This window comes from Paeniglutamicibacter psychrophenolicus (genome assembly GCF_030812255.1).
In the GTDB taxonomy this organism is placed as follows: domain Bacteria; phylum Actinomycetota; class Actinomycetes; order Actinomycetales; family Micrococcaceae; genus Paeniglutamicibacter; species Paeniglutamicibacter psychrophenolicus_A.
On record NZ_JAUSSH010000002.1, the window covers coordinates 447,411 to 470,008 of the forward strand.

Genomic DNA, 22,598 nt, shown 5'->3' on the forward strand with positions numbered 1-22,598 from the left:
TGCGTGGGAGCGCGGGTTAGGAGCCGGTGAAGCTGGCGGGGCGTTTTTCCAGGAAGGCGTTCAGGCCTTCGGCCTTGTCGTTGCTGGTGTAGAGCAGCGACTGGGCCAGGCGTTCGAGCAGCAGTCCGGTGCGCTGGTCGGTCTCGGCGCCGTTCTTGATCACGAGTTTGGCCAGCCGGATGGCCAGCGGACCCTTGGCCATGATCTGCCCGGCGGTGGCGCGCGCGGCATCCAGCAGGTCCGCGGCCGCCACGACCTCGGTGACCAGGCCGATGCGCAGCGCCTCGTCGGCGTCGAAGATCCTCCCGGTGAGGATCAGTTCCACGGCCCGGCCGCGGCCGACCAGCCGGGACAGGCGCTGGGTGCCGCCGGCCCCCGGAATGATCCCGAGATTGGTTTCCGGCAGCCCGAAGCGTGCGCCGGCCGCGGCGATGCGGATGTCGCAGGCCATGGCCAGCTCGTTGCCGCCACCTAGGGCGAACCCGTTGATCGCGGCAATGGTCGGCAGCTCGTAGTCCTCGAGGAAATCGAAGAAGCGCTGCATCTTCGCGTTCAGCCCGTCGATGGCCGTGTAGGTGGCCAGCGCGGTGATGTCGGAGCCGGCCACGAAGGCCTTTTCGCCGGCACCGGTGAAGACCACGGCCCGTACCTGCCCGTGCTCCGCAATCTCCTCCAGGGCGGTGCGCAGTTCGCGCACCACCGCGGGATTCAGGGCATTGCGGGCCTCGGGCCGGTTGATGGTGATGATGCCGAGGTTGCCCGTTTCCTCAACGAGGATCGTCTCATACCGTGTGTTGGTGGCCGCGGTCTGCACTGGGGGTTCTCTCTTTAGCGGAAGGCCGGCTGGCCGGTGATGTGGTTGCCCAGGATCAGGGTGTGGACCTCGTCGGTGCCCTCGTAGGTGCGCACCGACTCCAAGTTGTTCCCGTGGCGCAGCGGCGAGTAGTCCAGGGTGATGCCGTTGCCGCCCAGGATGGTGCGGGCCTCGCGGCAGATTTCGATGGCCTCGCGGCAGTTGTTCAGCTTGCCCACCGAGATCTGCACCGGCTGGAGGGTACCGGCGTCCTTCATGCGTCCGGTGTGGATGGCCAGCAGGGTGCCCTTCTGGATTTCCAGCAGCATGTTGACCAGCTTGAGCTGGGTCAGCTGGTAGGCGGCCAGCGGCTTGTCGAACTGCATGCGCTCCAGCGAGTACTTCAGCGCGACCTCGTAGGAATCGCGGGCGGCGCCCATGGCTCCCCAGATGATCCCGTAGCGGGCCTCGTTCAGGCAGGAGAACGGCCCGCGCAGGGACGTGGCTCCCGGCAGGACCGCATCTTCGGAAAGCTGCACGTCCTCGAAGGTGATGTCGCACTGGATGGAGGCGCGCATCGAGAGCTTCGGCTCGATCGGGGTCGCGGTGAAGCCCGCGGTGTCGGTCGGGACCAGGAAGCCGCGCACGCCCTCGTCGGTGGCAGCCCAGATCACTGCCACCTGGGCAATGGAGGCCAGGCCGATCCAGCGCTTGGCGCCGTTGAGCACCCAGCCGGTCTCGGTGCGCACCGCGCGGGTCTGCATGGAGGACGGGTCCGAGCCGGCGGTCGGTTCGGTCAGCCCGAAGCAGCCGATGATCTCGCCCTTGGCCATCGAGGGCAGGTAGGTGTTCTTCTGCTCTTCCGAGCCCCATTTGTGGATCGCGGTCATGGCCAGCGAGCCCTGCACCGAGACGAAGGTGCGCAGGCCCGAATCCCCGGCCTCCAGTTCCATGGCGGCAATGCCGTATTCGACCGAAGTGCGGCCCGGGCAGCCGTAGCCCTTCAGATGCATACCCAGCAGGCCGAGCTCACCCATTTCCCTGGCGATTTCCACCGGGAAGTGGGCCGCCTCGTACCAGTGGCTGATGTTCGGCTTGATGCGTTCGTTGACGAATCCGCGCACGGTGTCGCGGAAGGCGAGCTCCTCGGCGCTGAACAGCGCGTCGAGGTTCAGTACGTCGGAGTTGGCCAGGGCCGGGTCGCGTTCGATGGCAAGGGTGTTCATGGTGGAGTCTCTCTTCTGGAACTTAATTCTTCGGTGGCGCTTAGGCCGTGGGCTGCGGGGAGTAGGCCGGAAGCACGGTGTCATTGTCGGCACCCAGCATCGGGGGAGCGGTTCGCACCTGGGGGCGTTGGCCGCGAAAGTTCACCGGGAAGGCCACCTGCTTCAAATCCCCGATGACCGGGTGGTCGGCGACCTGGACCATGTCCAGGGCCGCGGTGTGCGGGTGGGCGTAGACCTCGTCCAGGGAACGAATTGGGGAGGCCGGGACACCTATTACGGCGAACAGCTCACACCACTGTGTTGCGGTCTTGGCCTGGAGCGAATTCCCCAGCTCCATGTTCAACCGCTCGCGGTTGGCCAGCCGGCCGTTGTTGGTGGCGAGATCCGCATCCGCGCCCAGGTCCGGGCGGCCGATCGCCGCGCAGAGCTTCTGCCACATCGCGTCGTTGCCCACGGCGATGACGAAGTAGTCGTCCTGCGCCTGGTACGCCTGGTAGGGCACCAGGTTCGGGTGCCCGGAGCCCAGCGGGCCCGGCGTGATCCCGTCGTCAAAGTAGTTGGTCGCCCAGTTCACGTGCAGCGCCAGCTGGCATTCGTACAGCGAGGTGGTCACGTACTGGCCAAGGCCGGTGCGGCCGCGCTCCACCAGAGCGGCGAGCAACCCGATGATCCCGAACAGCGAGGCACCCAAATCGCCCATGGCGAAGCCTGCCTTCAGCGGTGCGCCGCCCGGCTCGCCGGTCAGCGACATCAGCCCGCCGGCGGCCTGGGCGATCATGTCGTAGCCCGGCTCGTCGCGCAGCGGACCGTGGTCGCCGAACGCGGAGATATGCAAGATGACCAGCTTGGGATAGCGCTCGGAGAGCACCTTGTAGTCGAAGATGCGCTGCAGGCCGGAGCCCGGGCGGAAGTTCTCCACCAAGACGTCTGCATCCTCGAGCATGCGGTGCACGATTTCCTGGCCCTCGGCGGACTTCAGGTCGATGGTGACCGACTTCTTGCCGCGGTTGATGGCCAGATAGTAGGTGGCGTCGGTGCCCTTTACCGGCGGGCCCCAAGAACGGGTGGGGTCCCCGCCCTGCGGGTGTTCGACCTTGGTGACGTCCGCGCCCAGGTCCGCCAGGGACATGGTGGCGTAGGGGCCGGCGAGGATCTTGGAGAGGTCGACGACCTTGATGCCGGCTAGCGGGCCGGTGGCGGTGGTGTGCTTGTCCATGGGTATCAGTCTTTCCCGGTGCTTACTTGAAGACCTTGAGGGCGGCCTCGCGCGGCACCGCGGCGCCGTCGACGAGCTCGTCGAGCCATTGAAGGGCGACCGGCAGCGTGCTGGTGTGGCCGTTGACGATCGAATCGAGGTAGGTGTTGGCGACCAGCAGCTTGCGGTGGCCGGTGGCAGACGTCGACTCATGGATGCCCTGCTCGAGCAGCAACGTGGCCATGATGCCCTGGGCCAGGGCGTTGGTGTAGTGCCCGATCAGCGCCTGGGCGTCGCTGTTCTCGCCTTCCAACAGCGCATCGCCGCGCGTGCGCAATTCGTGCCAGAGCTCGGTGAGCTGAGCGGCGCCGGGCGCTGCGTCGGTGGCTTCCAGTGCGGCGAGCTTCTCGAGCATCGAGTCGGTGATGACCCGGTGCGCGCCGTATTGCTTCATGCACCGCAGCACGTCCAACGCGATGACGTTGGAAGAACCCTCCCAGATGGAACCCAGGTGCGAGTCGCGCAGCAGGCGCGAGTTGGGCCAGTCCTCGATGTAGCCGTTGCCGCCGCGGATCTCCATGGCTTCGCCGGTGACCCATCGGGCCTTCTTGCAGACGTAGTGCTTGGCGATCGGGGTAAGCACGCGGATCAGCGACTTGGCGGTCTCGTCCCCGGCGTCTGCCTTCTGCAGCATGTCCCCGGAGTGGAAGATCAGCCCGAGGGCCGCCTCCGTTTCCAGGGCCAGCGGCAGGATGGTGTTGCGCATCAGCGGCTGGTCCATCAGCGGCTTGCCGAAGACCACCCGTGACCGGGCGTGTTCCACGGATTCGTGGACGGCGCGGCGCATCAATGCCGCGGCGCGCATGGCGTTGGACAGGCGCGAGGTGTTGATCATCTCGGCCATCTGCTTGAAGCCGCGGTCCAGCTCGCCGACCTGCAGCGCGTAGGCACCATCCAGGGTGATCTCGCCCGAGGGCATCGATCGGGTGCCGAGCTTGTCCTTGAGCCGATCGATCACGTACGAGTTGCGGGTTCCGTCCGGCAGCACCTTGGGCAGCATGAACAGACCCACGCCGCGGGTCGTGTTATCCCCGCCCGGGTACTTGGCCAGGGTCAGCACCACGTCGGCATCCGGGTTGGAGGTGAACCACTTCTTGCCGCTCAGGCGCCACACGTCCCCGTCCCGAACCGCCTGGGTTTCGGTCATCGCGATGTCGGTGCCGGCCTGGGTTTCGGTCATGAACATGCCACCGGTGAATCGGGTGTCCGCGTCGGTGGAGGTGAGCCCGTCGATGTAGGGGGAGAAGAGCTCGGGGTCGCCGAACTTGCGCAGCGTGCGCGCCGCGGCGTCAGTCATCGAGACCGGGCAGGCCAGGCCGAACTCGGCCTGCACAAAGACGTAGCTCATGGCGTACTTGGCCAAATGTGGGGGAGTCTTCTCCCAGCCGTGGACGCCGCGGTGCGAGAGCGCTGAGAGGCCGTAGGTCTCGTAGGCGGCCTGGGAGAGCTCGATGTAGGACGGGTGGTAGGTGATCTTGTCCACGCGCTTGCCGTCGCGGTCGAAGTGCTCCAGGGTCGGCTTGTTCTTGTCGGCCGTATCGGCCAGCGCAGCTAGGCGGTTGGCGACATCGGCGCCGAGTTCGGTCAGGACCGGGACGAGCAGGTCCTGGTCCGCGGTGTCCAGGTAGCGTTCGACGAGGGGCAGCAGGGCCGGGTCGCTGGTGACAAAATTCATCGTTTTCACGTGTCTTTCAAGATTCGGAACGTAGAGAAGTTCTGGGTCTGCGTGGCGGCTAGCTGGTGACGGCTTCGACTTCGCGGTTGGCCCACGCCTTGCCACGCAGCAGGACGCTCATGCAGATGATCGACAGCACCACGTAGCCCAGCGCCAGGAAGACCACTGGCCAGATCGAGCCGGTGGAGGTGAGCAACGCCTGGGAAACGAACGGGGCGGTGCCGGCGAAGACGGCGGTCGAGAGCTGGTAGGCCACGGAGATCCCGGTGTAGCGGATGTGCGTGGGGAAGAGCTGGGCCAGCACCCCGGCCAGGGCCGAGTAGTACATGGCGTGAGGTGCGGTGGCCAGCACCATGCCGATCATGGCCAGGGCGAAGTTGCCGGTCTGGATCATGAAGAACATCAGCGGCAGCAGCACGATCTCCGGCAACAGCATCCACAACACCGCCTTCTTCACATCGATCTTGGAAGCCAGGATGGCGCCGAAGGGCTGGATGATGACCTGGGCGATGAGGGCGACGGTAATGATCTGCAGGAATTCGGTGCGTCCGAAGCCCAGGTCCTTGGTGGCCCAGGACAGGGCGAAGGTGGTTTTCACGTAGGTGATGGCCACGCCGGCGACGACGGCGCCGACGCCCAGCAGCACCACGCGCCAGTGGTCCTTCATGAGTTCGGCCAGCGGCACGCGCTTCTGAGACTTGGATTCGACGGCCTTGACCATTTCCGGGGTTTCGGTGATGTGCAGGCGGATGTAGAGGCCGATGATGATCAACACGGCCGAGGCCAGGAATGGCAGGCGCCAGCCCCAGGAGTTGAACGCCTCGTTGCTCAGGAACGTCAGGCCCAGGAAGGCCAAGGTGGCCAGCAGGTTGCCAACGGGCGAGCCCTGCTGGGCGAAAGCGCCGTAGAGGATCTTTTTCTTCGGGGGAGCGAACTCGGTGGCGATGAGCACCGCGCCTCCCCATTCCCCGCCCATGGCCACGCCCTGGATCACGCGCAACAGGATCAGCAGAATGGGGGCGGCGACACCGATCTGCGCGTAGGTCGGAAGCAGGCCGACACCGACGGTTGCGGCTCCCATGAGCAGCAGGGTGGTGATGACGGTGTTCTTGCGACCGAACTTGTCACCGAAGTGTCCGAAGATGATGCCGCCCAGCGGGCGGGCCAGGAAACCGACGGCGAAGGTCGCGAAAGCGGCCAGTGTGCCGATGGCCGGGGAAACCTCGGGGAAGAAGAGCTTGCCGAGCACCAGCGCCGAGGCGGTGCCGTAGATGTAGAAGTCGAACCATTCGATGGTGGTGCCGACGAAGGCCGCGATGCCGGCTCGGCGACCCTGCTTTGGATCGATACCGGCCACCGCTGGTGTATCCGACATTGATGCGTTCCTGATGCTCATGACATTCCTCCGTGGGGGTGAGGGGGCTCACTCACCCCTGTGCTGGATACCACTATTTCAGGGTTGATCATTATAGTCCAAGACAACATTTGCTACTCATTGATGTAGATTTTAGAATAATCACATCTGCGCTGATCGGCGGCAACCCAAGGGGGCATCGGGACATGGAATTTCGGCAATTCGAGGCTTTTTTGGCGGTGGCGGAGGAGCTGCACTTTGGGCGGGCAGCCGAAAAACTGCATATGGCACAACCCGCCCTCAGTCGGATCATTCGCCTGCTCGAGCGGGAGCTGGGAACCGAGTTGTTCGAGCGCACCACCCGCAAGGTTCGGCTCACACCGTCGGGCGAGGCGCTGCTGGAACCAGCCAAGGTCATCAACGTCCATGTGGACGGTGTCAGGCGGATTGCCCGTTCCGCCCAACAGGGGGAGATCGGCAGCGTCAAGGTCGGCTTCGCCGGAACCACCGGGTATTCGATCATGTCGATCTTGGCCAGAGAGGTCTCACGCGCGCATCCAGGGATCAGCCTCGACCTACAGCCCCAGATGTACTCTGGCGAGGCCCTGTCGATGCTCCGTGACGGGGAAATTGACCTGGGAGTGATCAGCTCTCCGGCCCCCGTGGGCATCTCCACGCTGCTGGTGCGCAACGAGACCCTGATGGTCGCTGTCCCCAATGACCATCGCCTGGCCAACCGGGAAGAGATTGAGATCGGGCAGTTGCGGGACCAGCGGTTCATTGCCTATCCGGCCTCGCACGGATCCCGGGTTCGGGATGCCATGCTTTTCCTGTGCACGGCCGGCGGCTTTGTGCCGCACGTTGCCCAGGAGGCTCCGGACCCGTATAGCATGCTGGCCCTGGTGGGGGCGGACGTAGGGGTTGCGATTGTGGTCGGCTCATCGAGGCATATTCAGGTCGACGGGGTCTCCTACCTTCCGCTCGCTGACTCGGACATCGTGCTGCCCATCGCGTTGGCGTGGCGGGATTCGAATCCTTCGTTGGCGCTGCGCACGGTGGTGGGGCTGGCAAAAAACGCCTTCCGGCAAACGGCTGCCGACTGATCCGACGCCGGAGGTTCCTGCCCTGGATAATTCGCTGGCCACGGAAGTCGTGCTGTCACATTCGGCGTCCACACGAATTGTTCAGGAGACGATATCGTGGCGCTGATTCGTGTCTGGGCGTAGGGATTTCAGCGGACCGTGGAGACCCGATTGGTCCGCGGTTCACCGAGTGTTTGCCGCCTCTTCATGAGAGCCCTCTCATCAAAAACTCCTTTTCATCTCATAAAGAATCAATACCGTCCTAGTCAGACAGTGAATGAACAACACCTGAGATGAAGGAGTTCGATATGCAGAACTTTTGGATAGCCCTGGCAGCCAACATGGTTGCGATGCTGGTGCTGGTATGTGGCATCTACTACCGCCGGCACTTCCGCAAGGACCTTGCGCTGGCCTACCTGGCCTTGAACTTCGGCATCTTCGGGGTGACGATGCTGCTCAACGGTTCCGGGGCCGGAGCCGGCCTGGGTCTGGGACTGTTCGGCATCCTGTCGATCATCCGACTTCGCTCGGACACCCTGACCCAGGAAGAGGTCGCCTACTACTTCATTTCGCTGGCGATCGGCCTGATCAACGGGCTGCACCCGGACCCGGCCTGGCTCTCGCCGGCACTGAGCCTGGCCATGGTCTTGGTCATGTTCGTCGCCGACCACCCGGCCTTCGGCCGACGCACCATGCGCCAGACCGTCACCCTCGACACGGCTTATGCGCAACAGCACCAGCTGCACGCCGCGCTGGGCGAGTTGCTCAACGCCAAGGTGCTGCGCACCGTGGTGATCGAGCTGGACATGGTCCGCGACCTGACCATCGTGGACGTGCGCTTCCGCGCCAACACCGTGGCCGGCAAGCGCCGCGAGCTCCTTGACGCCCCGTCCATCGAATCGATCCCGACCCCGGCAAGCGCACCGCAGCCGCACATCGCCGGCGAACGGGACCTCGCCCAGCGCCGGGGGCGATAACCATGACCACGATGCAGGGTTCCGGGACCGGGGTGCTGGCAGGATCGTGCGCCCGGGCGTTGGACTCGGCTGCCACGGCGGCGGATCCGATCTCGCTTGAGGAGGTCGTGAGCGAGGCCGCGTTGATGACCCGGGTGGATAAGAAGTTCCTGCTTTCAGCCGAGCAGTTCACCGAGCTGATGTCCCGGCTTGGCCCCGATTTCCGGATCATGGAGATCGAGGGACGCCGGATGTTCACCTACGAATCGGTGTACTTCGACACCCCCGATTTGGAGATGTTCACCGCGCACAAGCAGGGGCGCCGACGTCGCTACAAGATCCGCACGCGCACCTACGCCGATTCCGGGTTGTGCATGTTCGAGGCGAAGTTCAAGGGGCTGCGCGGGCAGACTGTGAAGCACCGGATTCCCTACGAGCTTGCCGAGCGCGATGCCATCAACCCAGAGGCGACCGAGTTCCTGCGTGCGCAACTGCGCGCCGAGTACAACCAGGAACTGCCGCACTTGGAGCCGATCATGCGCAGCGACTATGTCCGCGGGACCTTCGTGAACCCCCTGGACGAGGAGCGGCTGACCTGCGACGTGAACCTGGTGTACTCCCGGGAGGACACCACGGTGTATGGCCCGGACCTGTTCGTGATCGAGACGAAGACCGCCAGCGGACGCGGAGCGGCGGACTGGGCGTTATCGCAGATGGGCATCCGCCCGGTGAGCATGAGCAAGTACTGCCTCGGCATCGCGCTGCTGCACCCGCACCTGGCCGCCAACAAGTGGAGCCGGCTGCTCAGGCAGAACTTCGGCTGGAAACGCACCCCGCGGCAATTCTCGGCCTAAGCAGCGGATTCAACGGAACGTCGTGGCTTCACCATCGACTGGTGGAACCACGACGCTCCGTTGCTGTGTGCAGGGCAGCCCAAGAAATGCCTTGGTGTTGGAACGGCGCATCGGCAGGAAAAATACCGGGACAGGTGAGCCGGCGATCCACAAAGCAAGGGGAATACCTCGAAATCTAGGATTTCAGGCGTCGCGAGGGTGGACCAAGGAACCGGGCGAGAGTTTCCATGGTGGCTTGCGGGTCCCCGAGGTCGCATTCCCACAGCACCAGGGATTCCCAGCCCAGGGCCTTGAGCGCCTCGGCGTTCTGCCCGTCGCGTTCGCGTGTGCGGTTGCGCTTGTCTTCCCAGAACCGGGCGTTGGTCGCCGGCGCGTGCCGGCCTGCGGGGCAATCGTGCAGATGCCAGAAGCAGCCGTTGATGAAAACGGCCTTGCGGCGGGCGCTAAAAACGATGTCCGGGGCACCGGGGAGTTTTCCGCCGCGCAGTGTGGCTGAGGGGTGCTCACTCTTCAGATTTTCGAGTGTTCCCCGGGGAATGCGGCCGTGAAGCCGGTATCGATATCCCGCCGCGTGGAGCAACCTTCTCACGGATAACTCGGGCTTCGTATCCTTTCCGCGAATCCTGCCCATCAGTTGCGAGCGCGCCTGTTGGGACATGCTGTCCATGTACCGATTGTGCACCCATGATGCACAATGCGTCATGGTCAACCGGCCGAGTGAAAATTTTCTTGCCGCCATCGAATTACTTGCCGTCGGTTTGCTTCATATTCCCGCATCGGGGAAGCAAACCGATTCGGCTTCGTGGCCGTGGCCGGTTTTGGCGGTGCAGAGGCCCCAAATCCTGTGGCCCCGGCGAATGGCATGCAAGGTTTTGCGGAAGAACCGGGAGCGTTGGTTGACGGCCTACTCATGGGTAATGCCCTGATTTTGGACAGGGAACCGTTTCACAAATTTCTGCCTTCGGGATGGATCCGCCCTGGAATTTATAGTCAAAGGTCCATATGCAGGGTTTGAAGCGTGTGTTTGACTGTTGAGCACCCGGTGCCTCGGCACACACTTTTGAAGGTGGCAATGGCGCCACCGGACAGGATGAAAACTTGCAAACGAAGTACGTAAGCCAGAATCCAAAGACCAAATCCATGAGCAGGACGGTGGCGGCACTTCTCCTCGCTGGCGCCCTGATCGGCGGGACCGCGTCAACGGCAACTTCGGCCCCGCTGTCCGAAACCGACTCGGTCGACACTAAGAAGATCTCCGCGACGCAGGGTGATGCGGCGATGGACTACTGGACTCCGCAGCGAATGAAGGAAGCCAAATCGGCCGACGTCCTTGCCCGCGGCAAGTCGGCCTCCAACGCCCCGCTGAATATCGGCAAATCGACGAAGATTGCCGGGCGAAGCGCAAACGCAAACAAGGTCAAGCCGAATGCAGGAAAACCAAGCAAAAACGTGGCACAGACCCCCGTTTCCCACATCGGCAAGGTGTTCTTCACCTTGGGTGGAGCGGACTACGTGTGCTCCGGAAATGCCGTTGTCTCCGCAAACGAGTCGACGGTCTCGACGGCCGGCCACTGTGTCAACGAGGGTCCGGGCGCCTTTGCTACCCGGTGGGTCTTTGTGCCCGCCTACGAAAACGGCAATGCTCCCTACGGGTCCTTTGCGGCCACCGAGCTCGTCGCTCCGACCCAGTGGTCAAATGACGGGGACATCACCTACGACACGGCCTTCGCAGTGGTCTCCGACCAGAGTGGCGTGAGCCTGGCGGACAAGGTCGGCACCTCGGGTGTCGCCTTCAACCAGGCCCGGGGCCTGACGTACAGTGCATTCGGATACCCGGCCGCACGGCCGTTCAACGGCGAGACCTTGCAGTCATGCAGTGGAACCGCGACGGATGATCCCTACGGACAGACCCAGTCCCAGGGGATTCCGTGCAACATGACCGGCGGTTCCTCCGGTGGTCCATGGTTCCTCGGTGGATCCGACGGTTTCCAGAACTCGGTGAACAGCTTCGGTTACGGAGGCATCCGCGACACGATGTTCGGTCCATACTGGGGATCGGTCATTGAGCAGGCTTACCAGAGCGCACAAAACTAGAAGCAAACGGAACCAGTAGCCCGCATCGTGGGTGGGGTGCCATGATGGCATTCCACCCACGGTCGTTTAAGGACGTGCACCATGGAAACCAGCGATGACGCAAACAAGGAACCACAGGGCGAGGCACCTTCCGTCTCCAAACTGAAGGCGACGCCCCAAGAACAGGTTGAATACTTCACGGAAGATCGGCGCAAGGCCGCTGTGCCCCGGGAGATCGAATTGCCCGACCCGGAGAAGACCAGCGACGAGGATTGACCTGGTCCTTAAAGGTTTGAGCACCGGTCGGAAGATTCGGGGGACAAATCATATTTCCGACCGGTGCTCGCATCACTCGCACCTTCATGAGGTAGTAATGACTCTAGAACCGGAGCCTATGGATTTGATGTGCCTGGCCATGGCGTCCGGTGTGAGTGTCAGGAAGACGACCGGAAAGCCTGATGTCCGGGGCTGCAAGTCCAGCGTCTCCCGTTGACCCAGGTGTCCCCGGCAGACGCCTTGCAACAGCCGCATCGGACGGTGTCGTCACTCCAGTCCGCCCCGCCGAGGACGCCTGCTCGTGGCAGGACCCGCGAGGGACGATGATTCGAAAGCCCCCGGCTTTGTCAGCTGTTTCCCGACGCTGGGCCGCCACCGCGAAGGCGACCCCATTCCCGGCGTCTTGGATCATTGGTGGAGTTCCCGGCTGCGGGGCCAGAGGTTCGCTTGCTCGAAGGCGAGCAGTCCATGGGCCATGGTGGTGGCTTGCGGAGTGAATAGCTTGTCCAGTACCCGCGACGCACACAGGCGTAGGGCCTGACCGCGGTGAAGCCCGAACCAGTCCATGACGGTATCCAGCCCGTGCGGGGTCAACAACCAGAGTTTGTCGGCGTCCTTGACGATCTCATCTTCGGGGCCTATCGCCTCGGAGCGCGAGTCATGCCCGTCAACGATGGCCGCGACCTGCTTGGTGATGAGTGGATCCACGCGGAGGGATTCGAGGATCTCCGTGGCCAGCCGGGCGCCGGCCTTTTCGTGCTGCAACACCAGATCGGTTCGTCCGCCTCCCGGTGCTATTGCGGCGAGAACCTGCCCCGGTTCAACCTCCGACCAGCCAATGTCATGCAACATGATCGCAGGTAGCACCACGCCCGGGTCGGCCTGCGGATGTTCATCGAGCAGCGCGGATGCCAAGGACAGGGAGTAGAGGGTATGCATGTCGTTGTCGCGAACGGCCAGCAGGGACCGGGCCCGTCCCCAGATTTCACCCAGAAGCGGCTGGGTCTCGAAAAGGTCGGGCATCGGGGGTGGGATGTGCTCGGAGGTGTCTAGGCCGAAGTGGTTGGCCTGCGGATGCACTTTGATCATGGGCACATACTTGCACCTGCACCTGTTTTTCCCAAGGGTTGTTTTCGCGTCGGTGGAAATCGCTGATTAATGCCGAACGTAGGAATTATGGAGTGCCCGGCCTCGGCGAGTTCATCCTGGGCATCGATCCGACAAACAGGCAACGGGGCTTTCCCCGGCGGCTGCGACTCCACCTTGAGCGGCTCCAACAGGACTACGGGGTACGGCTCCCGGGGCTTCGGGCTGCACGGAAGGAACCAACGGGCAGCCAACACATCCGCGTTCCGGAGGTGTTGTTCGAGCAACTCAGTCACGCGGCCAAGCCGGACCGCGGTCGTGGGCATCCAAGGTCCACGGGTTGCGGTGGTGGCTCGCCCGGACGTCCGAACGCGACCGTTAAAGAGGTGAGCACCGGCCGGAAGATTATGGGGGGATTCTTCCGACCGGTGCTCTCATCACTCGCACCTTCAAGAGGCAACTACGACTCTAGGCAATCATTCTGGACATTTCATGGGCAACGGCATCGCGTTTCATGTGATTGCAGGTGTGCGCGCCTACTGGGCGTGGGAGAAGTGCATGCTGCCGCGGCGGCCGACCAGGACCGCGGACAGGATGATGCCAAGGACGGCGAAGACGCTGGTCATCCACCAGGTCGAAGACCAGCCGCCGGTGCTCATGGCCAGCCAGGCCACGATCATTGGGCCGGTGAAGTTGCCGACGTTGTAGATCTGCTGCATCAAGCCCATGGCTGCCGGGGCCGAACCACCCTCCGGGGCCAGGTCCACCGCCATCCGGGTCATGGTTGCCGGGATCATGGCCCCGGAGAGCGAGAAGAACCCGACGCAAGCGACCTGCCAGGCCAGTCCGCCGGGAACCGGGGACCAGTCAACGGCAAAGGTCGCCAGGCCCGCCGCGGCCATCAACACGAAGGAGAGGAACAACAGGGCGCGGGCCGGGGCGCCGCGCTGGAGCAGCATACTGGTGATGATGGCGCCGACCCCGTTGAGCCCGCCCACAACGGCCGACAACACCCCGGCGTGCGTGCCGCTCAATCCGCTGTCCCCGTAGAGCGTAGGCAGGAACCCGACCACGGCCATCCACTGGACGGTGTAGCAGCCGAAGACCACCCCGGCGATCCACACCTTGGGCGAACGGGCGGTGATGCCGATGCGTCCGGCGGCCGCCCTGGCACCCCCGGCTCCGGCGGGTTGGTCCTTCGGAACCATGCGCAGCACCAACGGGATCGGCACCAGGCTGACGGCGGCCATGACCCACCACCACGCCTGCCACGTGCCGACCTGCAGGAAGTAGGCGCTGGCGATCAATCCCACGAAGGTCGCGGTGCCCTGGTAGGCGCTCCAGCAGCCGACGGCCAGGTTGACGCGGCGAAACGGTGCATGGCGGCGGATCAGGCCCGGTCCCACCACGGTGGCCACAATGAAGCCGATGCCCTCAATGGCCCGCGAGGCCAGCAGGGTGTTCGCGCCGATGGACAGGGCACCAAAGATCGACCCGGCACTCAGGAAGACCAATCCCAGCAGCAGGGTCCGGCGCTCGCCGATGACCTCGGCCAACAGGGACACCGCCAGGCCGCCGACCATGCCGGCCACCTGCACGATGCCCAGCAACACCCCGGCGGCAAGCAGGGACAGGCCCAGGTCCTCCTGGATCCTTGGAAGTGCCGCGGGCAGCTTCCAGATATGCAGGGCCGCGGTGATGCCGGCAACCACCACCACGATCCAGGCGGCGTTGCCGCTGGCGGTGCGTTGGAGGCTCGGTTGGGTCAAGGTCAATGGAACAGGTCCTTCGCTGGGCAGTTGATCGGATTCTTCCACGCCAGTGACCGGAATACGAAGATATGTCGTGGCGAGCCAGGGGGGCGGGCAGTGATCCGGAACACGAGTCGGCACGGAACCCTGTCGGATTCCTTCAAGACGCCGGACCTGCATGAGGGGTTCAATGGAACGGCAAGCAACCGTCCAGGCTTTTGAAGGGTGAGAGACCATGCCCATGGAACCAACAACCACGGCAGCGACCGGCAAGCACACGACCAACGGGGTGCCGCACGGCTACACGGCGCTGACCCCGTTCATCGTCGTTACTCCGGCGCAGGCAGCCATCGAGTTCTACCGAGAGGTCTTCGGCGCCACCGTGCTCTCGGTGATGCCAGGTGCCCCGACGGAGGACGGCAGCCCGACCGTCTCGCATGCCGAGCTCGACTTCGGCAACGGAATCCTGCAGCTCTCGGACCCGCAGCCGGGGTACGGGCTGGTCGCGGCCGACGCGCAGCACACCAACAATTCCCTTGCGGTCTACGTGCAGGATGTGGACGCCGTCTTCGCACGCGCGCTGGAACGCGGCGCCACCGCCGTTGAGCAACCCGCCGACTTCGTCTCCGGGGACCGCTTCGCCACCTTCGTGGATGCGTTCGGTCGGCGTTGGAACGTCATGACCCGCGTGGAAGACCTGTCCCGGGAGGAATCCGAGGCCCGGGTCACGGCCTGGTTGGAGACCTTCAACGCCACGGGCACCGCGTAGCTGGACCCCGGCGCGGCTCAGCTGCCGGCGGACCCGGCCTGGACCTGTCGCACGTACTCGCCCGGGCTCATCCCGGTGACGCCGGCGAAGTCCCGGGTGAAATGCGCCTGGTCCGCATAGCCCAGCGCGTGGGCCAGGCGAGCCAGGTTCGGGCCGGTGCCCCGGCCCATGAGCGCCGCGGCCTCCTGGAGCCGGCGGCGCTGCAACAACCACTTCGGCGAGACGCCCATGCGGGCGTGCACCAGCCGCTGCAACGCCCGCTCGCCGATCTGCCAGCGCTCGCAGAGCTGTGCCACGCGCCCGATTCCCGGGGTGGACTCGATGTCGGCGCAGATCCGGTTCAGCAGCAGTCCTTCTTCGTCCATGCCCCCCGGGAGCCGTTCCACCAGCCAGTCCTCGAAGATTTCGATGGCGCGGCGCTGCCGGTGCCCGGTGGTTCCCTCCATGTAGAGGGCCTGATGGATGGCTCCGGCGCGATCCAGCCCGCAGTCCAGGGCCGGGATCGAGCCGTCCACCAGCTCCGGGAGGGGAATGTTGCACAGCAGTGCACCGGCGCCAGGACGCAGCAGCACCCCGAACGCGCGGCCCGAGCCGGACAGCCGCTTGAGCGAGAGCCTCGTCACCGGCCCGTAGAGCGTGCCGATGCCGTCTTCGATGGCGAGGTTGCAGCCCGGGTGGGAAAGGATGCGCTGTTCGTGGATCGCCCCGTCCGGGATCTGCCAGGTGGGAAGCCAGTAGTTGACCACCAGCTCGCGCAGCGCCGCCGAAGGCTCGAAGCGCGCGACGTGTGCCGTTCCTTCTCCTGTGGGCTGCAGCGGCCCGCGCGGGGTGTCCATGGAAGCCATTATGTCGCTCCGGCACGGCGAAAGCCGTGGTTCGACGCAGGAAAATCGGGGGACAGGGCGCCGCGGAGCCCCGATGGCCCCCCCGATGCACCAGACTGGAACCATGAAGAACCTGCGTACCCAACACACGCTGCATATCCAACTCCATGGCTCGGAACCGGCCATCTGGCGGCGCATCGAGGTCGACGGATCCATGACGCTGGAGCGTTTCCACGAGGTCCTGCAGGGTGCGCTGGGCTGGACCAACTCCCACCTGCACCTGTACATGGACCGCAATCCCTTCATCCGCGGCCAGATCGCAGCGGGCGAGCAGCCAACAACCTGGCTGATGGCCAGCAGCATCGACGACGGGCTGGAGGGCGAGGACGAAACCGGCTCCACCCTGACCCAGGCGCTGGCCCGCTCCGGAGGCACGCTCTGGTACGAGTACGACCTGGGCGACAGCTGGATGCACCTGATCACCGAGGAATCCTCCCGGCCGCTGGACCCCGAGGCTCCCGAGGCCCGCGTGCTCGACGGCGCCCTGCGGGTACCGCTGGAGGACTGCGGGGGACTGGGTGGCTGGTACGAGATGCTCAAGCTGTCCCGGGTCCCCTCGGCGAACCCCGACCGCAGCTACATCGTGGACTGGTTCAGGGCCCACTTCGGCTACTTCACTCCCGTGGATCCCGAGGCCTTCGATGCGGCAGCGGCGAACCTGCGGGTGCGCCTGCTGCTCGGCGGGATACCCCAGGACACCGCGACCGGCAAGTGGCTTTCCACCCTCCCGGTGCATGCACGGATGGTGCTGGCCGAGTTCCTCCACACCTTGGGAATCGACGTGTTTGCGCGCCCGGCGACGGCGGAAATGCCCGAGGAGGCACCGCGCGCCATGGCCTCGATCCTGTGGTGGATCAACGCATGCGAGGGCACTGGCCTGCCGCTGACCGCGGCGGGCTACCTGTCCCCGTCGGTGCTGCCGGAGGTGATCGCGGGGATCGGCTGGCAACACGAGGACTTCGTGCAGTTCGGCGGCAAGACCGAGGTGCACCTGCACGGCATCCATGACTTCCGGTTGATGCTCATGGACGTCGGCCTGCTCAAGGCCCAGGGCAAGAAGCTGGTGGCCACGCCCGCCGCGCTGCGCGTGGCCGCGGACCCGGCCAAGCTGTGGACGCACCTGGCCAAGCGCGCCCGGAATTCGGCCCGGGACAAGGTCAGCTACGACGCGACAATGCTGGCCCTGCTGGCTGCCGCCGGGGAGGGGGACGCGGATGGCAAGGCCATCGAGGCGCGCACCAACGAGGGCATGCGGCTGCTGGAATACGTCCACCACGACGGGCGCACCATCGAGGATACGGACTTCAACCGGCTCGGGGACCGGTACCTGGCGATCACCAAGGCGTTCCGCATGGCGGTGCTGGAAAACGGCAACCGGGGCCGCGCGCCCGGGCTCGAGCGGGCCTTCGCCCTGGCCGTGCTGCGCTCCTGAGTGTTCCGCTTCATGCCAAGGCCCCGGCGCCTCCCGAAACCGGGAGGCGCCGGGGCCTTGTGTGCGGTGTGCCGCGGCGCTACTGCACGTGGGCGCCGGAAGCGCTTTCGACCTTGTGCGCGGTGCGGCCCAGGAGGTGCGTGGGCACGCGGTAGGTTTCCTTGGCGGTCAGCGCCGAGATCGAGGCAACCAGCGCGATCGCCAGGGTGAACAAGCTGATGACCACCCAGCCTCCGGGGGCCAGGCCGCCCAGGGCAGCGACGATGGAGGGCGCGAACCCGGCCATCAGGAAGCCGAGCTGGGTGCCGATGGCCAGGCCGGAGAAGCGGACCTGGGAGGAGAACATTTCCGCGTAGAAGGAGGGCCAGACGGCGTTGGCCGCGGCGTAGGCGCAGGAGAAGACCAGCAGCGAGAGCGCGAATTGCATCACGGTGTTGTCGGTTTCCATGGAGCGCAGGTAGAAGGGCATGAATGCTGCGGAGGACAGTGCGCCGTAGATGAACACCGGCTTGCGGCCGATCCGATCGGCCAGCTTGCCGAAGAACGGCTGGGTGAACAGTGCCCCGACGTTGCCGGCAACCACCAGCCACAGGGTGACCGACTCGTCCATGTGCCCGATGGACTTGCCGTAGGAGATGGCCAGGGTGCCGTAGACGGTGGAGACCGCGGCGATGAATGCGCAGAAGACCACGCGCAGCACGTCGCGCCAGTGGAAGCGGATCAGCACGCCCAGGGGCAGCTTGGCGATCTCGTTGTTCTTCTTGGCGTTTTCGAATTCCGGGGTTTCGTGCAGCGAGCGGCGGATGAAGAAGGTGACGATGACGACCACCGCGGAGAGCCAGAACGGGATGCGCCAGCCGATGGTGTACTTGAACTCGTCGGGCATGGCCACCACGGGGATGAAGATCAGCGCGGCGAGGATCTGTCCGCCCTGGGTGCCGGTCAGCGTCCAGGAGGTGAAGAAGGAGCGCCGGTCATCCGGTGCGTGTTCCAGGGTCAGCGAGGAGGCTCCGGCCTGCTCGCCGGCGGCCGAGAGGCCCTGCAGCAGGCGCGCGAGCACCAGCAGGATCGGGGCCAGCCAGCCGACCTGGTCGAAGGTGGGCAGGCAGCCGATCATGAACGTCGCCGCGCCCATCAGCACCAGGGTGAACATCAGGACCTTCTGCCTCCCGATCCGGTCCCCGAAGTGGCCCAGGATCACCGCTCCGATGGGGCGGGCGACGTAGGCGAAGCCGAAGGTCGCCAGCGACATGACCGCGGAGTTGGCATCCGCGTCGGGGAAGAACACGTGCGGGAAGATCAGTGCGGCGGCGGAGCCGAAGATGAAGAAATCGTAATATTCCACGGCACTGCCCATGAAGCTGGCCAGGGCGGCCTTGACCGGCGTCCTGCCCCCGGTGCCGGGCGCGGATTGCGCCGGTGTGTTCGCGGTGTTTGGCATCGGATACTCCTAGGTAAAGCTGGGGGCTGTGGGGGAGGTGAACGGCTCGTTGTGCGCAATGCGTACAGTTGTACGAATTGCGTACAACCATTAGAGTAGAGCTAAATCACATCCAAGACAATCCCCACGCGAAAAATCTCAAGGACTGGAACACTCATGAGCACCAGCACGCAGTCGTACCTTGTAGGCCTGATCGGCGACGGGGTCATGCCATCGTTGACCCCGCCGATGCATGAGGCCGAGGCGGACGCGCACGGATTGCGCTACCTCTACCGGCCCATCGACCTCACCGAGATCGGCAAGGAGGGCGCGGACGTCGGGGAGCTGTTGCGCGCCGGGGCCATGCTGGGATTCAACGCCTTCAACATCACCCACCCCTGCAAGCAGCTGGTGCTCGAGCACCTCGACGAAATCAGCGAGACGGCCAAGGCCATCGGCGCGGTGAACACCGTAATCATCCGCGACGGGAAGTTCCACGGGCACAACACCGATGCCTCCGGCTTCGCCTGGGCCCTGGCCAACGGCCTGCCCGGCGCCAAGCTTGGATCGGTGCTGCAGCTGGGCGTCGGCGGCGCCGGCTCCGCGGTGGCCTTCGCGCTGCTGGACTCCGGGGTGCAGGAACTGCTGCTGGTGGACCCCGAAGCCACCCGCGCCGCCGAACGCGCGGCGACCCTGTCCATGCAATTCCCGGACCGCACCATCCTGGCCTGCGGCCCGGAGGCGGTCCCGGACCTGTTGCCGCGCGTGGACGGCGTGCTCAACGCCAGCCCCATCGGCATGCACCACCACCCCGGGCTGCCGCTGGACATCGCCGGGCTCACGCCCGGACACTGGGTCGGCGACGTGGTCTACCGGCCCGTGGACACCGAGTTGATCCGCGCCGCCAAGGCACTGGGCTGCCGCACGCTGGATGGCGGGCACATGGCCGTGGGCCAGGCCGTCGATGCCTTCTCGATCATCACCTCGATCACCCCGGACACCGCGCGCATGCGCAACCACCTGCTCTCGATGCTGGAGGCGGGTCTGTAAATGCGCACCTCCATCGCCACCGTCTGCATCTCCGGCACGCTCGAGCAGAAGATGCTCGCCTGCGCCAAGGCCGGCTTCGACGGGATCGAGATCTTCGAACAAGACCTCACCGTCTCGGCCATGTCCCCCGAGGAGGTCCGCGCCCTGGCCGACCGCCTGGGCCTCACCCTTGACCTCTTCCAGCCCTTCCGCGACTTCGAGGGCGTCGATGCGGCAACGCTGGCAGCAAACCTGGCCCGCGCGGAGGCCAAGTTCCGGCTCATGAACCGGCTGGGCATCGACACCATCCTGCTGTGCTCCAACGTCGGCACCGCCACCATCAACGACGACGAACTGTTCGCCACCCAGATCCGGGCCCTGGCCGAACTCGCCGCGCGCCACGGGGTGAAGATCGCCTACGAGGCCCTGGCCTGGGGCAAGTACGTGAACACCTACCTGCATTCCTGGCGGATCGTTGAACTGGTGGACCACCCAAACGTCGGGCTCTGCCTGGATTCCTTCCACATCCTCTCCCGCGGGGACGACCCGGCGGGCATCGCGGGCATCCCGGCCGAAAAGATCTTCTTCGTCCAGCTGGCCGACGCCCCGGTGCTGTCCATGGACGTGCTCTCCTGGTCGCGGCACTACCGCGTGTTCCCCGGCGAGGGCGGCTTCGAGCTTGATAAGTTCATGGGACACCTGGTCCGCTCGGGCTACGACGGGATCGTCTCGCTGGAGATCTTCAACGACGTCTTCCGCCAGTCCAACGTCGAGCGCACCGCCGTGGACGGGATGCGCTCGCTGATCTGGCTGCAGGACCGGGCCATCGCGCACCTGGGAGACGGCGCGACCAAATACCCGCTGGGGATCGCCGCGCTGCCCGGCGCCCAGGCACCCTCCGGCTTCGACTACGCCGAGATCCGCACCGAGGACCCCGAGGCCGTGGCCGGGATGCTGGCCCAACTGGGCTTCACCTTCCGCGGCCAGCACCGACGCAAGCCGGTCACCCTCTGGAGCGCCGGGGACGCACGGATCATCATCAACACCCAGCGCAGCCGCGGGATCACCGCGGAGGTCTCCGGATTCGGCATCCAGGTCCCCGACGCGGCCCTGGGCACCCGGCGCGCCACCGCGCTGAAGGCCCCGGCCGTCCCGCGCCACCACACCGTGGACGAGCAGCCGCTGCACGGCTTCACCGCGCCTGATGCCACCGAGGTGTTCTTCGGGACCACCTCCTCCGAGCCTGCCTGGGCCCCGGAATTCGGCAACGGCAGCAAACCCGCGGACACCGGGCTGGTGACGGGCATCGACCACATCAACCTGGCCCAGCCCTGGCAGGCCTTCGACGAATCCGTCCTCTTCTACACCTCCACGCTGAACCTCCAGGCCCGCCCGGGCACCGAGGTCCCCAGCCCCATGGGCCTGGTCCGCTCCCAGGTGCTGCGCACCGCGGACGGCACCGTGCGCCTGGCACTGAACATCGTGCCGCACGGATTGGAGAACACCACCGACCGTGCCCTGGGGTATCCGGAACACATCGCGGTGCACACCGATGACATCGTCGCCCTGGCCCGCCGCGCGGTGGATGCCGGCATGGAGTTCCTGGCCGTCCCGAACAACTATTATGAGGATCTGGCGGCACGGTTCGGACTCGACGAGGCCACGCTGGGGCAGCTGCAGGAACTGAACCTGCTCTACGACCGCGACGAGCACGGGGAATTCCTGCATTTCTACACCGAAACCGTGGGCACCATGTTCCTCGAGGTCGTGCAGCGCCGCGGCGGCTACGACGGCTACGGGGCACCAAACGCCCCGGTCCGGCTTGCCGCGCAATTCGAGCGCAACCGCCTGACGACGTACTAGGGAAGAACAAGGGGAATGGTGAGCCATGGCCGAACAGCCTGACTACTACGTGAAGTCGGCGGAAAAGACGCTGGCGGTGCTGCTGGCCTTTGACGCCGGGCACCAGGCGCTGACCGTCACCCAGGTGGCCGAGGCCATTTCGGTTTCGCGCGCCGCGGCCCGCCGCTTCCTGCTGACCCTGGTGGACCTGGGGTACCTGGAGGCCGAGGGCAATGCCTACCGGCAGACCCCGCGGGTGCTGGACATCGGCGCCTCCTACCTCTCCGGGCTGACCCTGCCGCAGGTGGCCCGCCCGCACCTGGCGCAGCTGGCCGCCGAGCTGTCCGAGACCACGGCCCTGTGCGTGCTCGACGACCAGGACATCCTCTACGTGGAGCGCATCAGCAACCCGCGCCTGCATTCGATGAACGTGTCCATCGGCAACCGGCTGCCGGCCTGGGCCACCTCCATGGGCCGGGTGCTGGTTGCCGAGCTGCCCGAGGCGGCCCGCGAGGAGTTCCTGAACAACGCCCGGCTGCGGAACTACACCTCCAAGACCGTGTCCGGCATCGCCGAGCTGCGCGCCGAGCTGGAGACCGTGCGCGCGCAGGGCTGGTCCCTGGTCGCCCAGGAACTGGACGAGGGGCTGCGCGGGCTGGCGGTTCCCGTGTACCGCGGGGCGCAGCTGCTCGGGGCGCTGAACGTCTCGGTGCAGCCCGGGCGCATCGGCTCCGCCTCGATCACCGAGGAGATGCTGCCGCTGATGCGCCGCACCGCCCAGGACATCGCCGACGACTTCGGCGGACGCACCGCGGCACGGAACTAGGGGCGCAGCGCCGGC

At 65.5% G+C, this 22,598-nt stretch carries 20 protein-coding genes; 10 read left to right on the forward strand and 10 right to left on the reverse strand.

Annotated features, from left to right (window positions below; all coding sequences use genetic code 11):
- Positions 1-16: 16 nt before the first annotated feature.
- The 5 genes from J2T21_RS05050 to J2T21_RS05070 are packed head-to-tail and all read right to left on the reverse strand — an operon-like array spanning position 17 to position 6,324.
- A complete protein-coding gene (locus tag J2T21_RS05050; RefSeq protein WP_307579121.1) occupies positions 17-814 on the reverse strand; it encodes an enoyl-CoA hydratase/isomerase family protein in 798 nt (265 codons plus the stop codon).
- Between the two features lie 14 nt (positions 815-828).
- Complete coding sequence (locus tag J2T21_RS05055; protein ID WP_307579123.1) at positions 829-2,019, reverse strand: acyl-CoA dehydrogenase family protein; 1,191 nt, start codon at positions 2,017-2,019, stop codon at positions 829-831.
- A gap of 40 nt (positions 2,020-2,059) precedes the next feature.
- Complete coding sequence (locus J2T21_RS05060; protein ID WP_307579125.1) at positions 2,060-3,235, reverse strand: CaiB/BaiF CoA transferase family protein; 1,176 nt, start codon at positions 3,233-3,235, stop codon at positions 2,060-2,062.
- A 22-nt stretch (positions 3,236-3,257) separates the two neighbouring features.
- Positions 3,258-4,949, reverse strand: a complete 1,692-nt coding sequence (locus J2T21_RS05065; RefSeq protein ID WP_373457898.1) for an acyl-CoA dehydrogenase family protein — start codon at positions 4,947-4,949, stop codon at positions 3,258-3,260.
- A 58-nt stretch (positions 4,950-5,007) separates the two neighbouring features.
- On the reverse strand, positions 5,008-6,324 hold the full coding sequence (locus J2T21_RS05070) for an MFS transporter (protein WP_307579129.1): 1,317 nt from the start codon (positions 6,322-6,324) through the stop codon (positions 5,008-5,010).
- A 185-nt stretch (positions 6,325-6,509) separates the two neighbouring features.
- On the opposite strand from J2T21_RS05070, the gene J2T21_RS05075 reads away from it, so the two are divergent.
- The 3 genes from J2T21_RS05075 (at position 6,510) to J2T21_RS05085 (ending at position 9,195) form a co-directional block, all read left to right on the forward strand.
- Positions 6,510-7,406: a LysR family transcriptional regulator gene (locus tag J2T21_RS05075; RefSeq protein ID WP_307579550.1), complete on the forward strand. Its 897-nt coding sequence runs from the start codon at positions 6,510-6,512 to the stop codon at positions 7,404-7,406.
- Between the two features lie 287 nt (positions 7,407-7,693).
- Positions 7,694-8,362 carry a DUF4956 domain-containing protein gene (locus J2T21_RS05080; protein WP_307579131.1) on the forward strand — a complete coding sequence of 223 codons (669 nt, stop codon included), beginning with the start codon at positions 7,694-7,696 and terminating at the stop codon, positions 8,360-8,362.
- A gap of 2 nt (positions 8,363-8,364) precedes the next feature.
- Entirely contained in the window at positions 8,365-9,195 is an 831-nt protein-coding gene (locus J2T21_RS05085; RefSeq protein ID WP_307579133.1) for a polyphosphate polymerase domain-containing protein, read from the forward strand.
- 175 nt (positions 9,196-9,370) lie between these two features.
- Here the strand turns inward: J2T21_RS05085 and J2T21_RS05090 are convergent, their stop codons facing one another.
- Positions 9,371-9,898, reverse strand: a complete 528-nt coding sequence (locus tag J2T21_RS05090) for a very short patch repair endonuclease (RefSeq protein ID WP_307579552.1) — start codon at positions 9,896-9,898, stop codon at positions 9,371-9,373.
- A gap of 437 nt (positions 9,899-10,335) precedes the next feature.
- On the opposite strand from J2T21_RS05090, the gene J2T21_RS05095 reads away from it, so the two are divergent.
- Both J2T21_RS05095 and J2T21_RS05100 read left to right on the forward strand, forming a co-directional pair.
- Positions 10,336-11,289 carry a trypsin-like serine peptidase gene (locus tag J2T21_RS05095; RefSeq protein WP_307579135.1) on the forward strand — a complete coding sequence of 318 codons (954 nt, stop codon included), beginning with the start codon at positions 10,336-10,338 and terminating at the stop codon, positions 11,287-11,289.
- Positions 11,290-11,370: 81 nt separating this feature from the next.
- Positions 11,371-11,544: a hypothetical protein gene (locus J2T21_RS05100; RefSeq protein ID WP_307579137.1), complete on the forward strand. Its 174-nt coding sequence runs from the start codon at positions 11,371-11,373 to the stop codon at positions 11,542-11,544.
- 408 nt (positions 11,545-11,952) lie between these two features.
- Here J2T21_RS05100 and J2T21_RS05105 read toward each other — a convergent pair whose 3' ends face one another.
- Entirely contained in the window at positions 11,953-12,633 is a 681-nt protein-coding gene (locus J2T21_RS05105) for an HD domain-containing protein (RefSeq protein ID WP_307579139.1), read from the reverse strand.
- 533 nt (positions 12,634-13,166) lie between these two features.
- The gene (locus tag J2T21_RS05110; protein WP_307579141.1) at positions 13,167-14,405 is read right to left on the reverse strand and encodes an MFS transporter; all 1,239 of its coding nucleotides are present in this window, start codon (positions 14,403-14,405) and stop codon (positions 13,167-13,169) included.
- A 217-nt stretch (positions 14,406-14,622) separates the two neighbouring features.
- Between J2T21_RS05110 and J2T21_RS05115 the strand changes: the two genes are divergently transcribed.
- Positions 14,623-15,150: a VOC family protein gene (locus J2T21_RS05115; RefSeq protein WP_307579143.1), complete on the forward strand. Its 528-nt coding sequence runs from the start codon at positions 14,623-14,625 to the stop codon at positions 15,148-15,150.
- Between the two features lie 17 nt (positions 15,151-15,167).
- Here J2T21_RS05115 and J2T21_RS05120 read toward each other — a convergent pair whose 3' ends face one another.
- A complete protein-coding gene (locus tag J2T21_RS05120; RefSeq protein WP_307579145.1) occupies positions 15,168-15,986 on the reverse strand; it encodes an AraC family transcriptional regulator in 819 nt (272 codons plus the stop codon).
- 112 nt (positions 15,987-16,098) lie between these two features.
- Here J2T21_RS05120 and J2T21_RS05125 point away from each other — a divergent pair, with 112 nt between their 5' ends.
- The gene (locus J2T21_RS05125) at positions 16,099-17,466 is read left to right on the forward strand and encodes a plasmid pRiA4b ORF-3 family protein (protein ID WP_307579147.1); all 1,368 of its coding nucleotides are present in this window, start codon (positions 16,099-16,101) and stop codon (positions 17,464-17,466) included.
- A 79-nt stretch (positions 17,467-17,545) separates the two neighbouring features.
- Here J2T21_RS05125 and J2T21_RS05130 read toward each other — a convergent pair whose 3' ends face one another.
- On the reverse strand, positions 17,546-18,907 hold the full coding sequence (locus J2T21_RS05130) for an MFS transporter (RefSeq protein ID WP_307579149.1): 1,362 nt from the start codon (positions 18,905-18,907) through the stop codon (positions 17,546-17,548).
- A 156-nt stretch (positions 18,908-19,063) separates the two neighbouring features.
- On the opposite strand from J2T21_RS05130, the gene J2T21_RS05135 reads away from it, so the two are divergent.
- The 3 genes from J2T21_RS05135 to J2T21_RS05145 are packed head-to-tail and all read left to right on the forward strand — an operon-like array spanning position 19,064 to position 22,583.
- Entirely contained in the window at positions 19,064-19,936 is an 873-nt protein-coding gene (locus J2T21_RS05135; RefSeq protein WP_307579151.1) for a shikimate dehydrogenase, read from the forward strand.
- Positions 19,937-21,778 carry a bifunctional sugar phosphate isomerase/epimerase/4-hydroxyphenylpyruvate dioxygenase family protein gene (locus J2T21_RS05140; RefSeq protein WP_307579154.1) on the forward strand — a complete coding sequence of 614 codons (1,842 nt, stop codon included), beginning with the start codon at positions 19,937-19,939 and terminating at the stop codon, positions 21,776-21,778.
- 25 nt (positions 21,779-21,803) lie between these two features.
- A complete protein-coding gene (locus J2T21_RS05145; RefSeq protein WP_307579156.1) occupies positions 21,804-22,583 on the forward strand; it encodes an IclR family transcriptional regulator domain-containing protein in 780 nt (259 codons plus the stop codon).
- Positions 22,584-22,598 lie beyond the last annotated feature (15 nt).

Bases quoted from the DNA above. Each gene is read 5' to 3' on its own strand.
- J2T21_RS05125 (WP_307579147.1), top strand. From the start codon at position 16,099: ATGAAGAACCTGCGTACCCAACACACGCTGCATATCCAACTCCATGGC.
- J2T21_RS05105 (WP_307579139.1), bottom strand. From the start codon at position 12,633: ATGATCAAAGTGCATCCGCAGGCCAACCACTTCGGCCTAGACACCTCC.
- J2T21_RS05135 (WP_307579151.1), top strand. From the start codon at position 19,064: ATGAGCACCAGCACGCAGTCGTACCTTGTAGGCCTGATCGGCGACGGG.
- J2T21_RS05055 (WP_307579123.1), bottom strand. From the start codon at position 2,019: ATGAACACCCTTGCCATCGAACGCGACCCGGCCCTGGCCAACTCCGAC.
- J2T21_RS05140 (WP_307579154.1), top strand. From the start codon at position 19,937: ATGCGCACCTCCATCGCCACCGTCTGCATCTCCGGCACGCTCGAGCAG.
- J2T21_RS05060 (WP_307579125.1), bottom strand. From the start codon at position 3,235: ATGGACAAGCACACCACCGCCACCGGCCCGCTAGCCGGCATCAAGGTC.
- J2T21_RS05075 (WP_307579550.1), top strand. From the start codon at position 6,510: ATGGAATTTCGGCAATTCGAGGCTTTTTTGGCGGTGGCGGAGGAGCTG.
- J2T21_RS05120 (WP_307579145.1), bottom strand. From the start codon at position 15,986: ATGGACACCCCGCGCGGGCCGCTGCAGCCCACAGGAGAAGGAACGGCA.
- J2T21_RS05080 (WP_307579131.1), top strand. From the start codon at position 7,694: ATGCAGAACTTTTGGATAGCCCTGGCAGCCAACATGGTTGCGATGCTG.
- J2T21_RS05130 (WP_307579149.1), bottom strand. From the start codon at position 18,907: ATGCCAAACACCGCGAACACACCGGCGCAATCCGCGCCCGGCACCGGG.
- J2T21_RS05115 (WP_307579143.1), top strand. From the start codon at position 14,623: ATGGAACCAACAACCACGGCAGCGACCGGCAAGCACACGACCAACGGG.
- J2T21_RS05145 (WP_307579156.1), top strand. From the start codon at position 21,804: ATGGCCGAACAGCCTGACTACTACGTGAAGTCGGCGGAAAAGACGCTG.
- J2T21_RS05095 (WP_307579135.1), top strand. From the start codon at position 10,336: ATGAGCAGGACGGTGGCGGCACTTCTCCTCGCTGGCGCCCTGATCGGC.
- J2T21_RS05100 (WP_307579137.1), top strand. From the start codon at position 11,371: ATGGAAACCAGCGATGACGCAAACAAGGAACCACAGGGCGAGGCACCT.
- J2T21_RS05065 (WP_373457898.1), bottom strand. From the start codon at position 4,949: ATGAATTTTGTCACCAGCGACCCGGCCCTGCTGCCCCTCGTCGAACGC.
- J2T21_RS05090 (WP_307579552.1), bottom strand. From the start codon at position 9,898: ATGACGCATTGTGCATCATGGGTGCACAATCGGTACATGGACAGCATG.
- J2T21_RS05085 (WP_307579133.1), top strand. From the start codon at position 8,365: ATGACCACGATGCAGGGTTCCGGGACCGGGGTGCTGGCAGGATCGTGC.
- J2T21_RS05070 (WP_307579129.1), bottom strand. From the start codon at position 6,324: ATGTCGGATACACCAGCGGTGGCCGGTATCGATCCAAAGCAGGGTCGC.